The organism is Salegentibacter agarivorans, assembly GCF_900113135.1.
Lineage (GTDB): Bacteria > Bacteroidota > Bacteroidia > Flavobacteriales > Flavobacteriaceae > Salegentibacter > Salegentibacter agarivorans.
Window position 1 is genome coordinate 67,807 of the sequence record NZ_FOOH01000008.1, and the last position, 13,379, is coordinate 81,185.

Annotated in this window: 14 protein-coding genes; 11 read left to right on the forward strand and 3 right to left on the reverse strand. The window is 37.5% G+C overall.

Annotated features, from left to right (window positions below):
* Nucleotides 1-53 precede the first annotated feature (53 nt).
* The 10 genes from accD (at nucleotide 54) to BM084_RS07535 (ending at nucleotide 10,289) form a co-directional block, all read left to right on the forward strand.
* Entirely contained in the window at nucleotides 54-911 is an 858-nt protein-coding gene (gene accD / locus BM084_RS07490) for an acetyl-CoA carboxylase, carboxyltransferase subunit beta (protein ID WP_075324678.1), read from the forward strand.
* Nucleotides 912-1,022: 111 nt separating this feature from the next.
* A complete protein-coding gene (gene rpsO / locus BM084_RS07495) occupies nucleotides 1,023-1,292 on the forward strand; it encodes a 30S ribosomal protein S15 (RefSeq protein WP_057480454.1) in 270 nt (89 codons plus the stop codon).
* 270 nt (nucleotides 1,293-1,562) lie between these two features.
* Nucleotides 1,563-3,812, forward strand: coding sequence for a polyribonucleotide nucleotidyltransferase (locus tag BM084_RS07500; RefSeq protein WP_075324679.1), 2,250 nt, complete (start codon nucleotides 1,563-1,565; stop codon nucleotides 3,810-3,812).
* A 425-nt stretch (nucleotides 3,813-4,237) separates the two neighbouring features.
* Nucleotides 4,238-5,101, forward strand: coding sequence for a sigma-70 family RNA polymerase sigma factor (locus BM084_RS07505; RefSeq protein ID WP_011708302.1), 864 nt, complete (start codon nucleotides 4,238-4,240; stop codon nucleotides 5,099-5,101).
* Between the two features lie 158 nt (nucleotides 5,102-5,259).
* A complete protein-coding gene (locus BM084_RS07510) occupies nucleotides 5,260-5,637 on the forward strand; it encodes a hypothetical protein (protein ID WP_093304048.1) in 378 nt (125 codons plus the stop codon).
* Between the two features lie 143 nt (nucleotides 5,638-5,780).
* The gene (locus tag BM084_RS07515) at nucleotides 5,781-6,659 is read left to right on the forward strand and encodes an SDR family oxidoreductase (protein ID WP_075324681.1); all 879 of its coding nucleotides are present in this window, start codon (nucleotides 5,781-5,783) and stop codon (nucleotides 6,657-6,659) included.
* Nucleotides 6,659-8,083 carry a phytoene desaturase family protein gene (locus BM084_RS07520; RefSeq protein WP_093304051.1) on the forward strand — a complete coding sequence of 475 codons (1,425 nt, stop codon included), beginning with the start codon at nucleotides 6,659-6,661 and terminating at the stop codon, nucleotides 8,081-8,083. The genes BM084_RS07515 and BM084_RS07520 overlap by 1 nt, the downstream gene beginning before the upstream one ends.
* 117 nt (nucleotides 8,084-8,200) lie before the next feature.
* Nucleotides 8,201-8,611, forward strand: coding sequence for a BLUF domain-containing protein (locus BM084_RS07525; RefSeq protein ID WP_075324683.1), 411 nt, complete (start codon nucleotides 8,201-8,203; stop codon nucleotides 8,609-8,611).
* A gap of 45 nt (nucleotides 8,612-8,656) precedes the next feature.
* Nucleotides 8,657-9,319 carry a ribulose-phosphate 3-epimerase gene (rpe, locus tag BM084_RS07530; RefSeq protein ID WP_075324684.1) on the forward strand — a complete coding sequence of 221 codons (663 nt, stop codon included), beginning with the start codon at nucleotides 8,657-8,659 and terminating at the stop codon, nucleotides 9,317-9,319.
* Nucleotides 9,306-10,289, forward strand: a complete 984-nt coding sequence (locus tag BM084_RS07535; protein ID WP_093304054.1) for a YpdA family putative bacillithiol disulfide reductase — start codon at nucleotides 9,306-9,308, stop codon at nucleotides 10,287-10,289. The genes rpe and BM084_RS07535 overlap by 14 nt, the downstream gene beginning before the upstream one ends.
* Here the strand turns inward: BM084_RS07535 and BM084_RS07540 are convergent.
* Nucleotides 10,286-10,636: a DUF488 domain-containing protein gene (locus BM084_RS07540; RefSeq protein WP_075324686.1), complete on the reverse strand. Its 351-nt coding sequence runs from the start codon at nucleotides 10,634-10,636 to the stop codon at nucleotides 10,286-10,288. The two genes, BM084_RS07535 and BM084_RS07540, sit on opposite strands and share 4 nt — an antisense overlap.
* A 114-nt stretch (nucleotides 10,637-10,750) precedes the next feature.
* Entirely contained in the window at nucleotides 10,751-11,116 is a 366-nt protein-coding gene (locus BM084_RS07545; RefSeq protein WP_075324687.1) for a hypothetical protein, read from the reverse strand.
* A 300-nt stretch (nucleotides 11,117-11,416) separates the two neighbouring features.
* On the opposite strand from BM084_RS07545, the gene BM084_RS07550 reads away from it, so the two are divergent.
* Nucleotides 11,417-12,427, forward strand: coding sequence for an LLM class flavin-dependent oxidoreductase (locus BM084_RS07550; RefSeq protein WP_075324688.1), 1,011 nt, complete (start codon nucleotides 11,417-11,419; stop codon nucleotides 12,425-12,427).
* Nucleotides 12,428-12,453: 26 nt separating this feature from the next.
* On the opposite strand, the gene moaCB is transcribed toward BM084_RS07550, so the two are convergent.
* Nucleotides 12,454-13,368 carry a bifunctional molybdenum cofactor biosynthesis protein MoaC/MoaB gene (moaCB, locus tag BM084_RS07555; RefSeq protein WP_075324689.1) on the reverse strand — a complete coding sequence of 305 codons (915 nt, stop codon included), beginning with the start codon at nucleotides 13,366-13,368 and terminating at the stop codon, nucleotides 12,454-12,456.
* Between the last annotated feature and the right edge of the window lie 11 nt (nucleotides 13,369-13,379).

The following is a 13,379-nucleotide window of genomic DNA, read 5'->3' on the forward strand; positions in this document are numbered from 1 at the left end:
AACTTTCGGTTTATCCCTATATAAATAAACTGAAACCTGAAACCTGAAAATAAATGGCTTGGTTTAAAAGAACACAAAAAGGAATTCAAACCCCAACAGAACACAAGAAAGATGTTCCAAAGGGACTTTGGTACAAATCACCAACCGGCAAGATTGTAGATGCAGAGCAGCTGGAAAGCAATTTTTATGTGAGTCCGGAAGATGGCTATCACGTAAGAATTGGAAGTAAAGAATATTTCAAAATCCTTTTTGATGATAATGAATTCAAAGAATTGGATAAAGATATTACATCTAAAGATCCTTTGAATTTTAAGGATACCAAAAAATACACCGATCGTTTAAAAGCAGCCCAGGAAAAAACCGATCTTAAAGACGCAGTACGTACTGCAGTTGGAAAATCTAAAGGAAGAGAATTGGTAATTGCCTGTATGGATTTTAGATTTATTGGTGGTTCAATGGGATCTGTAGTAGGTGAAAAAATTGCCCGTGCTGCAGATTATGCGTTAAAAAACCAACTCCCTTTAATGGTGATTTCTAAATCTGGTGGCGCAAGAATGCAGGAAGCAGCTTTATCTTTAATGCAGTTGGCAAAAACTTCGGTTAAATTAGCCCAGCTTGCCGAGGCACGTCTTCCTTATATTTCTTTAGCCACAGATCCTACAACTGGAGGTACCACGGCTTCTTTTGCAATGTTAGGTGATATTAATATTTCTGAACCCGGCGCGTTAATTGGATTTGCAGGGCCTCGTGTAGTAAAAGACACTACCGGGAAAGACCTGCCAAAAGATTTTCAAACTTCAGAATTTCTTAAGGAAAAAGGCTTTTTAGATTTCATTACCCACCGGTCTGAGCTTAAGAATAAAGTAAACCTCTATTTGGATCTTATTCAAAATCAACCGGTAAGAGCTTAAAATAAAATAGAAAAAGATATTCTATAAATAGGTAATTATTTAGAAAGTAGTATCTTTGCCGCCTGACGGAAAAACTGTCAATACATAAAAATCATTAAAATTAATATTGGAATGTATTTAGCCAAAGAAAGAAAAGAAGAAATTTTTGAGAAGCACGGAAAAAGCAAAACCGACACTGGTTCTGCTGAAGGACAAATTGCTTTGTTCACCTACCGAATCTCTCACCTTTCTGATCACTTAAAAAAGAATCGTAAAGACTATAACTCAGAGCGTTCTTTGGTAAGACTGGTTGGTAAAAGAAGGAGCTTGCTTGATTACTTAATGAAGAAAGATATTATGAGATATCGTGCTATCGTTAAAGAATTAGGATTAAGAAAATAAATTTCAAAAGGGGGCTTTACGCCCCCTTTTTTTTATATAATAGTAATTTGTAAATTACTTGGGGCGAATTCTATTAAATTAAATAGAAACAAGCCCTGAAATATTTTAAAACTCGATTATCGAGTAAAATTGTCGCTCAACGAGAGTAGTTTTTCATTGGTCTACACAACACACAACAACACAACTTCCGGCCGTCCGGTATTGGCGGAGACCATTGTATAACAAGATCTGGTGAAGTTATTCAGATCATTAGAAGAATTCAAAATTATTATGATTCCACAAACATTTAAAGAGGTTATCGATTTAGGAGATGGAAGAGAAATCTCTATCGAAACCGGAAAATTAGCAAAACAGGCCCACGGGTCGGTTGTTGTTCAAATGGGCAACGCCATGTTGCTTTGTACTGTAGTATCTTCTTACAAAGAAAGTACTATGGATTTCTTTCCATTAACTGTAGATTACAGGGAAAAATTTGCTGCCGCAGGTCGTTACCCAGGTGGTTTCTTTAAAAGAGAAGCAAGACCAAGTGACGGTGAAGTTTTAACAATGAGAATTGTAGACCGCGTTTTGCGCCCACTTTTCCCATCAGATTATAGAACTGAGACTCAGGTAATGATCCAGTTGATGTCTCACGACGAAGAAGTTATGCCAGATGCTTTGGCAGGACTTGCTGCTTCGGCCGCTATTCAGCTTTCAGACATTCCTTTTGAAACCGCTATTTCTGAAGCTCGTGTAGCCAGGATTAATGGTGAATTTGTGATTAACCCAAGCCGCAGCCAGTTACTGGAATCAGACATCGATATGATTATTGGTGCTTCTTCAGATTCTGTAATGATGGTTGAAGGTGAGATGAAAGAAATTTCAGAAGAAGAAATGGCTGAGGCTATTCAATTCGCTCACGAACACATTAAAAAACAAATAGACGCTCAATTGCGTTTAGCTGAAGCTTTTGGTAAAAAACCGGTTAGGGAATATGCCACTGCTGAAGAAAAAGAAGATATAGAGAAAAAAGTTCGCGATGCGGCTTACGATAAAATTTACGAGATTGCTAAAGGTGGTCACGGTAAAAAAGAACGTAGCGAAGCTTTTTCTGCAGTAAAAGACGAAGTTTTAGCTTTATTTTCTGAAGAAGAATTGGAAGAAAATGAAAAGCTGATCAAAAAATATTATAGCAAAACCGAAAAGGAAGCGGTAAGAGAACTTACTCTTGCTGAAGGTATTCGTCTTGATGGTAGAAAAACCGACGAGATTAGACCTATCTGGTGTGAAACCGATTATTTACCATCGGTACACGGTTCGGCTATTTTCACTCGTGGGGAAACTCAGGCTTTGGCAACTGTTACTTTGGGAACTTCCAGAGAAGCAAATACTATAGATATGCCAACCCACCAGGGTGAAGAAACTTTCTACCTGCATTATAACTTCCCTCCATTTTGTACAGGAGAAGCATACCCAATTAGAGGTACTTCAAGACGTGAAATTGGACACGGAAACCTTGCACAACGTGCATTAAAAGGAATGATTCCTGAAAACAATCCTTACACTGTAAGAATTGTTTCTGAAGTATTGGAATCTAACGGTTCTTCTTCTATGGCAACGGTTTGCGCGGGAACTATGGCAATGATGGATGCCGGGGTTAAAATGAAGAAACCAGTTTCTGGTATCGCTATGGGATTAATTTCTGATGGTGAGCGTCACGCTGTACTTTCAGACATTCTTGGGGATGAAGATCACCTTGGTGATATGGACTTTAAAGTAACCGGAACGGCTGATGGTATTACCGCTTGCCAAATGGATATTAAAGTAAAAGGATTGCCTTACGAGATTTTAGTAAAAGCACTAAAACAAGCTCGTGCAGGTAGACTTCATATTTTAGAAAAACTGACTGATACTATCGCTGAGCCAAACGAAAATGTAAAAGCTCACGCTCCAAAAATCATCACCAGAAGAATTCCTAACGAATTTATTGGTGCACTTATTGGACCTGGAGGAAAAGTAATTCAGGAACTTCAGAAAACTACAGGAACTGAAATCGTTATCAACGAAGATCCTGTCACCGAAGAAGGTATTGTTGAAATTCTTGGAACTAAACAGGAAGGAATCGATAAAGTTCTTGCTAAAATTGAATCTATCACTTTCAAACCTGAAAAAGGAAGCGTTTACGAAGTAAAAGTAATCAAGGTCCTTGATTTTGGAGCTGTGGTAGAATATCTTGATGCTCCCGGCAACGAGGTTTTACTTCATATTTCTGAACTGGCCTGGGAACGCACCGATAATGTTACCGATATTCTTAATGTTGGTGATGTAATTGATGTGAAATATTTTGGTGTAGATCCTAAAACCCGCAAGGAGAAAGTTTCAAGAAAAGCTTTACTTGAAAAACCTGAAGGTTACCAGGCAAGACCACCTAGAGATAACGATCGTAACGACAGAGGTCGTGACAATCGCGGTTCTCGAGATAATCGTGGCCATGATGATCGCAGAGGCAGAGATAATAAAGATCGTAGAAATAACGATTAATTAGTCTTAAGCTTTATAAATTCAAATCCCCGGAAAGTAATTTTCGGGGATTTTTTTATGCCGTTTATTAGGAGTCTTTTTAATCGTCAAGCTGAACTGGTTTCAGCTTCTAACCTGATATTAAGTTAGATCTCCGAATAAATTTCGGAGCAAGCTCTGAAACGACCCCGAAGCTTCGGAATAGAATGACGAAAAAGGATATTTTTGAAATTCATATTTTAAATATTTCTACAATTTTTTCTGCGTTAGAGATCGTAGCGGAAAGCCCACAACGAGTGGAACGAGCGCGGGCTTGCAGCTTAAAGCCCGACCCGCAGGGTAACGCCCAAATAAAATTAATTAAGGTTTTTTGTAACATTTCGACTACTCCTTGCGTATAAACTAGTACAAGAGCTATTCATAATTAAAATCCAAGGAGACGATAGATGAGACAACTTAAGATTACGAAGCAGGTAACAAACCGTGAGACTGCTTCGTTAGACAAGTATTTGCAAGAAATTGGTAAAGTTGATCTAATTACTGCCGATGAAGAGGTAGAATTAGCACAACGAATTAAAGCGGGTGATGACCGCGCTTTAGAAAAATTAACTAAAGCGAATTTACGTTTTGTGGTGTCGGTAGCAAAACAATATCAAAATCAGGGGTTAACCCTACCCGACCTTATTAACGAAGGAAACTTAGGATTGATTAAAGCTGCGAAACGTTTTGATGAAACACGTGGTTTTAAATTTATCTCCTATGCTGTATGGTGGATTCGCCAGTCTATTCTTCAGGCACTGGCCGAGCAGTCGCGTATTGTTCGTTTACCATTGAATAAAATTGGATCTATTAACAAGATCAACAAAACTTTTGCTTTCTTAGAACAATCTCACGAGCGCCCTCCAAGTGCTGAAGAAATAGCGAAAGAGCTGGACATGACGATTAATGATGTAAAGGAATCTATGAAGAATTCTGGCCGTCACGTCTCTATGGATGCTCCTTTGGTAGAAGGTGAAGATTCTAACCTTTACGATGTATTACGTTCCGGGGAATCTCCAAATCCTGATAAAGAACTTTTACACGAATCTCTAAGAACCGAGATTGAGCGTGCTTTAGAAACCTTAACTCCGCGTGAAGCAGATGTTATTCGTTTGTATTTTGGTCTTGGAGACCAGCATCCAATGACGCTTGAAGAAATTGGTGAAACTTTTGATCTAACAAGAGAAAGAGTTAGACAGATTAAAGAAAAAGCGATTAGAAGATTGAAACATACTTCCAGAAGCAAGATCCTAAAAACTTATTTAGGATAAGATATTTAAGATGACAACAGTTAATGCCGGCGACGGCCGGCTAACATAACTGTTCGTTTTTTGATTGATGAATGACCCCGGCGTGATGAACCGGGGTTTTTTCGTTTTTATACGCAACCTTTTACACATTACTCCATCTTATATATAAAAAGAATATTATGAAGTTAATTTGTAGAGTTTTTATTTTGGTTTTTGTCTTTTCCTCCTGTAATAAAGATGACGAAATTCAAAGCACCGATGAGTTACTTCCAAGAATGGATTGTATAGATATTGAAGAAGAACGTGCTATTATAGCCGAGTATATCAGGAAAGAAGGCTTTATACTCGTCCCAGAAGAGGGTTGTCCAGTTTTCAGAATTGACGGTGATTTTAAAACAGAAGAAAATTATTTAGATTTATGGATTTGCAATTTGCCGGAAGAGTTTCAGGAAAATAATATAGAAGTCATTTTTAGCGGTTATCTATATGAAACCTTCGAGAATGAAGATGTATGTGCACAAATCTTTGAACTTACCGAAATCAAACTTCGCCAATAAAAATCCGGTTTACAATATAGTATCCAAGGCAATATCTCCAAAAAAATATAACACAAGCTAATCTTTTGTTAATCACCCACTCTTCTCTTTAATACATTTTCAAATTCTAATATCTTATCCTTTCTTTTAAATAGATTGAGGATATGAAAGAAGGAGGTAAAATTTTAATTGTGGGTGCTTCAGGATCTCTGGGTACAGAAATTATACATTTATTAACTGAGGAAGGGAAAGAAATTAGGGCATTAACCCGCTCTGATAAAGGCATTTCAAAACTTTCAAAGTATACCGATGATGTGTGGAAAGGTGATGCAGCTAAAGACCAGGAAGGGATTAGAGGTATCACAAAAAATATTACCACAGTAATTTCTGCACTTGGAAAAAGTGTGAGTCTATTTACACCTTCCGAAGAATCTTTTATGGAAAGTGATTTTAGAGCAAATAGAAATCTCCTGAAAGATGCTGTTAAACACAGGGTGAAGCGTTTTATTTATGTATCTATTATGGGCGCAGATTCTTCTAAAGATTTCAGCATAGCCCGCGCCCATAAAATGTTTGAAAAAGAACTAAAAAGTTCGGGGATAGCCTATACAATTGTAAGGCCGGTAGGCTTCTATTCGGGCTTAAATGATCTTGCTATAATGGCCAAACGCAAAGTAATTCCTTTAATTGGCTCGGGAGAAGCAAAAACTAACAGTATTCATCATAAAGATCTCGCTAAAGTTGTGGTTTCGTTTATTACCAATGGTCCCAAAATCGCAAAAGTAGGCGGCCCAAATGTACATACCAGGCGTGAAATGGCCGAAATGATAAAAGAAATTGTTGGCGGAGAAATTATCGAAATCCCCGAACCTATGGCTAAAATAAGTGCCAGCCTGGGTTTGCCAAAAATCTTCAGTGAAGGAATTAATGATAAACTGGATTATTTTACCTTTATTACTACTAACGATATGATTGGGGAATCTAATGGGGAAATTTCCTTTCGGGAGTATCTTGGAAATCTCGACCTTAAAAAAATCACTTAATGTCTTTAAACTACGATGCTATTATAATTGGGAGCGGCTCTAATGGAATTTCAGCCGCGATATATTTGCAACAAAAAGGACTTAAAACAGCCATTTTTGAACAGGCAGCTACTCCCGGTGGCTCCACAAGAACCCAGGAATTAACCTTACCGGGATTTAAACACGATGTAGGTTCAGCCATATTACCAATGGGATTTGGCTCTCCCTTTTTAAGAAGTTTACCTCTTGAAGAACACGGCCTGGAATGGATATTTCCCGAAATCCCATACGCTCATCCCTTTAGTGATGGTAGCGCACACGCCTGTTATACGGATATAAGAAAAACTGCAGCTCAATTAGGCGATGATGAAGCTTCCTATTTCAAATTATTTGAACCCCTGGTTAAAGACTGGGGAAAATTAGAAAATGACCTTTTGGGTCCATTAGGAATTCCAGACCATCCGCTGGATCTTATGAAATTTGGTTTGAAGGCACTTCCATCGGCTAAATTACTGGCCAAATACTATTTTAAAAATGAAAAGTCGAGAACATTCTTTTACGGTTCTGCTGCACATTCAACCTTACCACTAAATAGCCTTGCTTCAGCATCATTCGGACTTGTATTAAGTACCATGGCGCATAAATATAACTGGCCATTTCCAAAAGGCGGGGCGCAAAACTTTGTAAATAGTATGTTGAGTTACTATACTTCTATTGGCGGCGAATTACACCTTGAAAAGAATATAACTCAGCTGGATGAACTTCCGGAATCGAAAACTTATTTATTCGATTTAACCCCGAAGCAATTATTAAAAATTAAAGGAACAGATTTTTCCAGTATTTATAGAAAAAGAATGGATTCTTTTAAATATGGTGCCGGTGTTTTTAAAGTAGATTGGGCGCTAAGCAAACCCATTCCATTTACTAATGAAAAATGCCGGAAGGCGGGAACGGTACATATAGGATTTTCTGAAGAAGAAATGGAGAATTCAGAGCAAAGTATACATCAAGAAAACATGACGCAAACTCCTTATGTACTGGTAGCGCAGCATAGTATTTTTGATAGCACAAGAGCTCCGGAAAGTCAACATACGGCCTGGGCATATTGCCACGTTCCGAATGGTAATACCGAAGATTTTTCAAAGATAATTGAAGATCAAATAGAGCGGGCCGCCCCTGGGTTTAAAAACTGTATTTTAAAAAAATCTACTATGAATTCGGTGCAATTGCACGCTTTTAATCCTAATATAATTGGTGGTGATATTAATGGTGGAAAACAGGATATCACCCAGCTTTTTACCCGGCCCATTATAAAAATATCGCCTTACTCCACTCCTAATCCAAAAATTTATATTTGTTCTTCCTCTACACCGCCAGGCGGTGGCGTACATGGGATGTGCGGTTATAACGCAGCCCGTAAAGTAGAAAAAGATCATTTTCAGTAATTTAGAGTTTACTGAATTCACACCGGTTCTAGAATTTTTTAAATAAATTTTCACGGTATAGAATTTCAACATTTCTTAATTTCAGTTACTTTTGAGTTCAACAACTCTTAAATAATTATGCGCTACGCAATAAGTTATGTGAGTACCGCTAACCCGGCACTTTCAGAAACTGAAATTCAGGAAGCTTTAGATTTTAGTAAAAACTGGAATAATAATCACAATATCACCGGTATTCTTTTATATTCACAGGGAAATTTTTTCCAGGTTCTTGAAGGGGAAGAACAACTTTTAAAAGATTTGTTTGATAGAATAAAAGCTGATGAACGCCATCATAATGTTATAACAATTTTCCAGAAGGAAATTCCAAATATTCAGTTTGATGGTTACGAAGCAGATTTTATTTCTTTAGATGACAGGTATAACGACGAAAATTTTGAAACTTATCTTGCGCAAATTAGTTTGTTGAATCCTTCTATTCAAAGTTCAGTAAAGTACATCTTAAATAAATTTACAGAAGGCATCAAATAAGTATAATCTTGTTATTTTTGTGTGCACACTTACAGCACAACACTTATGACAACAAAACTTATTGCCCCCTCTATTCTTGCTGCCGATTTTGGTAACCTTCAGCGAGATATTGAAATGGTGAATAAAAGTGAAGCCGACTGGTTTCATATAGATATTATGGATGGCGTTTTTGTACCGAATATTTCTTACGGAATGCCCGTACTGCAGGCTATTACCAAGCACGCCGAAAAAACTATTGATGTTCATCTTATGATTATAGATCCCGATAGGTACATCAAGGAATTTGCGAAACTGGGAGCCGATAATCTTACGGTACATTATGAAGCCTGCACGCATTTACACCGAACGCTACAGGCCATAAAAGCTGAAGGTATGCAAGCGGGAGTAGCTATAAATCCGCATACAAGCGTAGATTTATTGAAAGATGTGATTCAGGATATCGACATAGTATGTATAATGAGTGTAAACCCAGGTTTTGGCGGGCAAAGCTTTATTGAGAACACCTATCATAAAATTCAGCGTTTAAAGGAGCTTATTGTAACCCATAATGCTTCTACTTTAATTGAAATTGATGGTGGGGTAACTAATGAAAATGCTTCTCAACTCATAAAAGCCGGTGCCGATGTTTTGGTTGCCGGGAGCTATGTTTTTAAAGCTGAAGACCAACTGGAAACCATAAAAGACTTAAGACAACTTGCAAACTCCTAAGAATACTTACGATGTTATAATTATTGGCGGTGGCCCAATTGGTATTGCCTGCGCCCTGGAAGCCGAAAAGAAAAACCTTTCCTACCTCATCCTGGAAAAAGGCTGCCTGGTTAATTCTTTGTATCACTACCCTACCAATATGACTTTCTTTTCCACTTCAGAAAAACTGGAGTTGAATGGTATTCCATTTATTAGCAATAATCCCAAGCCCAGAAAAGCTGAAGCTTTGGAATATTATAGAAGGATAGCAACTTCAAATAAAATTAACATCAATTTATTTGAAAAAGTTACCGGAGTAGAATCTAAAAACAATTTTCATAATATTACTACCATAAAAAACAACTACACCGCTAAAAATGTAGTGGTGGCCACAGGGTTTTATGATATCCCGAATTACCTAAATATCCCCGGGGAAGACCTACCAAAAGTGGCTCATTATTATGGGGATCCTCATTATTATGCAACCCAGAAAACTATTGTAGTGGGTGCCAGTAATTCTGCTGTAGATGCTGCTTTAGAAATTTATAGAAAAGGCGGAGAAGTAACCATGATTGTTAGAAAGGAAGAAATTGGCAGAAGGGTGAAATACTGGGTGCGCCCCGATATTGATAACCGAATTAAAGAAGGAGGCATTAAAGCACTTTTCAATGCTAATTTAAAAGAAATACGAGAGACCGAAGTGGTTATTGAAACTCCCGAAGGTGAACAAACCCTGGAAAACGATTTTGTGTTGATGCTCACAGGATATCGCCCAAACTTTGAATTTCTAAAAAAAATGGGGATTAAATTGTCTAATGACGGAAGGAAAATTCCGCAGTATGACAACGAAACTATGGAGACCAACGTGAAGGGAATTTATCTAGCCGGGGTAATTTGCGGAGGTGTAGAAACCCACAAATGGTTTATAGAAAACTCAAGGGTGCACGCCAAAATGATTATGGAAGATTTGGCACAAAAAGCTGAAGCCTAAAGATCTTCTAAAAACTCTTTTAGCAAAATTGCGTGATTTTGTGATTTATCTTTAGAGCCGTACAAAAGGACCAGCGTTTTTCTTTGGTCTACTTCTTCTAAATCACTTAAAATCTGACTCTTATTTTCCTTTAATTCGCTTTTATAGTTTTTGCTGAATTCATCCCAGGAAATTTTATTTTCGTGAAATTTCTTTCGTAAATCATCACCGGGAGCCCATTGTTTATACCAGTAATCCAAATGTGCTTCTTCTTTAGAAATTCCGCGTGGCCATAGCCTATCTACCAAAATCCTAATATTATCTGAAGCTTCTTTATTCTCGTAAATTCTTGAAATTTCTATATTCATAACAGTAAAAATAAAAAATCGCCTAAATAGTTTTTAATCCGTCATTCTGAAATTAATTCAGGTTGAAGAAAATAAGACTATTTAGGCGGTTATTCTATATTTGATAAAAGCGTTTTACCTACTCATCAATACAACCTCAGATGAGTTAAAAATTTCATTTCGGTTTAATAGTTTTCCGTAGAATTCTAAATCGCTTTGCTGATTTCTAAAGGATTTATCTAACCATTTACCTGCTTTATTTACCGGAATTTTATAAACCTTAATTTCAGGATAAGTGTCGGGAGATTCAGATTCGTCTATCCCAATTTCAATTTGTTTTTTCTGTTTATTGTAATAAACATATTTAGCCAGGAAATTGTGTTTAATTAAGCTTATAAACTCATCTGGTAATTCCTGACAGGTTTCGCATTCCTCTACATATTGTTTCACTAATTGCTGCAGTGAAACTCTAATTTCGTTGGTATTTAAATAAGATGCCATAGGTGTTAGTTTTTGTAAGTTTTATATGGCTAAATTATGCGGAATGTTCCTGTAGGAAAATTTTTTATAGGTAGTTTAACTCTATTTTGTTAATATATCTAAATTATCAGGGTTTAGTATCATAAAAGTTGACACGAAAACCTTTTCGCTATAAAGGTTTTGCAAATTTTCCTCATTTTTACCTTAACTTTCTATTAATATTATAATTTTTTTTGCAATTAAATACCAATTGTTCCCGTGGATTCTGTAAGGAATCTTACGACATTTCGGCTACCTTTAAGCACAAAAAGAAAAACCAATATGTCTTTAAATATAAGCGATATCCCCTATTCTATTCTTGAATTAGCTACGGTAGCTAAAGATTCCAGCGTAAAAGAAACTTTTGATCAAAGTCTTGATTTAGCCAAAAATGCCGAAAAAATGAGCTACACCAGGTTTTGGTTGGCAGAGCATCATAATATGGTGAGTATTGCCAGTTCAGCAACATCGGTGCTAATAGGGCATATTGCTGGCGGAACAAAAACAATTAAAGTTGGTTCTGGCGGAATTATGCTTCCAAACCATTCGCCGTTAATCGTGGCCGAGCAATTTGGAACTCTGGGCACACTTTATCCCAACCGAATAGACCTGGGACTGGGAAGAGCTCCGGGCACCGATCAGGTTACCGCACAAGCCATTAGGTCTGACCGCATGAAATCGGTTTTTAAATTTCCGGAAGAAGTAAAAGAAATTCAGAAATATTTTTCGCTAGAAAATGCAAAGGAACAAGTTAGAGCCGCAGTAGCTGAAGGTGTGGAAGTGCCAATTTACATTTTAGGTTCCAGTACAGATAGTGCCCACCTGGCCGCAGAGCAAGGTTTACCCTATGTTTTCGCCAGTCATTTTGCACCCGCACAATTGCACCAGGCACTTAGTATATATCACAATAATTTTAAGCCTTCCAAATTTTTGGAAAAACCTTATACCATTGCCGGCGTAAACATAATTGCTGCTGATACTACCGCTAAAGCGGAAAAAATCTCTACTTCTCTAATAAAAATGATGCTGGGCGTAATGAGCGGAAATATTGATTATATGCAACCTCCGGTAGAATTTACGAATGAGCATAGGGACATTCTTGCACATCCAGGCTTTCAGCGTATGCTCCAATATGCCTTTATTGGTGATGCCAAAACGATTAAAGCCAAAACCGAAGCATTTTTAAAAGAAACCGGTGTTAACGAAATTATGGCAGTTTCGCATATTTACGATCATGCAGACCGGCTAAGATCTTTCGAAATATTTTCGGAAATTATGAAAGGAAATATTTAAACTGAGATAAGATTTTATATTTAATCCTAATCGTGTTTAAAAGCAGCCATCACCCTAAAAATATGCATAATTGCCGGGAAAACTGCATCCATAGATTCTTCAGCACCCTTGGTGGACCCCGGAAGGGCAAGCACAAGGGTGTTTCCAATTAATCCCGACACCGAGCGTGATAACATTGAGTAAGGTGTTCTATCCTGCCCGTAGGCTCTTATAGCTTCCTCAATACCTGGAATAGGACGTTCCAACATTGGCTGAATAGCTTCCGGGGTGACATCGCGCGGAGACAGGCCGGTGCCGCCGGTTAATATCACCAGGCTCACTTTTTTCGCGCATTTTTCTCTTACAAGGTTTTGAATTGTTTCCTTTTCATCTGGAATAATCTGGTAATCTTCTACAGCAACCTGGTAAGCTTCAAGCTTTTTCATAATCACCTTGCCGGCCTTATCATGCTTTTCTCCCGCCGATATAGAATCGGAACACACAATAACCGTAGCTGATATCTGATTTTCCTCTACTACCTTTCGGTAATCTGTTTTTCCACCTTTTTTCTCCAGTAGCTTAATTTTTTCAATACTTATTCCTTTATCAATAGGCTTTAGCATATCGTACATCGTAAGGGCTACCACAGAAGCTGCGTGCATAGCTTCCACTTCCACTCCGGTTTTATAAATGGTATGTACTTCAACATTAATATAAATCTCAAGGTTTTCAATATGGTAAGTAATATTTGTATACTCAACCGGTAAAGGATGGCAATCGGGAATCATATCGCTGGTGCGTTTTGCAGCAAAAAGGCCAGCTGTTTTTGCCATTTCAAACACATCACCTTTTGGGACAGTTTTTTCTTCTACGGCTTTAATCGTATCAGCGCTACTTACCTTAACTACCGCTTGTGCTATTGCTTTACGTAAGGTGTTGCTTTTATGAGTAATATTTACCATTTTTCCTTTTC

Bases quoted from the DNA above. Each gene is read 5' to 3' on its own strand.
- accD (WP_075324678.1), top strand. From the start codon at position 54: ATGGCTTGGTTTAAAAGAACACAAAAAGGAATTCAAACCCCAACAGAA.
- rpsO (WP_057480454.1), top strand. From the start codon at position 1,023: ATGTATTTAGCCAAAGAAAGAAAAGAAGAAATTTTTGAGAAGCACGGA.
- BM084_RS07500 (WP_075324679.1), top strand. From the start codon at position 1,563: ATGATTCCACAAACATTTAAAGAGGTTATCGATTTAGGAGATGGAAGA.
- BM084_RS07505 (WP_011708302.1), top strand. From the start codon at position 4,238: ATGAGACAACTTAAGATTACGAAGCAGGTAACAAACCGTGAGACTGCT.
- BM084_RS07510 (WP_093304048.1), top strand. From the start codon at position 5,260: ATGAAGTTAATTTGTAGAGTTTTTATTTTGGTTTTTGTCTTTTCCTCC.
- BM084_RS07515 (WP_075324681.1), top strand. From the start codon at position 5,781: ATGAAAGAAGGAGGTAAAATTTTAATTGTGGGTGCTTCAGGATCTCTG.
- BM084_RS07520 (WP_093304051.1), top strand. From the start codon at position 6,659: ATGTCTTTAAACTACGATGCTATTATAATTGGGAGCGGCTCTAATGGA.
- BM084_RS07525 (WP_075324683.1), top strand. From the start codon at position 8,201: ATGCGCTACGCAATAAGTTATGTGAGTACCGCTAACCCGGCACTTTCA.
- rpe (WP_075324684.1), top strand. From the start codon at position 8,657: ATGACAACAAAACTTATTGCCCCCTCTATTCTTGCTGCCGATTTTGGT.
- BM084_RS07540 (WP_075324686.1), bottom strand. From the start codon at position 10,636: ATGAATATAGAAATTTCAAGAATTTACGAGAATAAAGAAGCTTCAGAT.
- BM084_RS07545 (WP_075324687.1), bottom strand. From the start codon at position 11,116: ATGGCATCTTATTTAAATACCAACGAAATTAGAGTTTCACTGCAGCAA.
- BM084_RS07550 (WP_075324688.1), top strand. From the start codon at position 11,417: ATGTCTTTAAATATAAGCGATATCCCCTATTCTATTCTTGAATTAGCT.
- moaCB (WP_075324689.1), bottom strand. From the start codon at position 13,368: ATGGTAAATATTACTCATAAAAGCAACACCTTACGTAAAGCAATAGCA.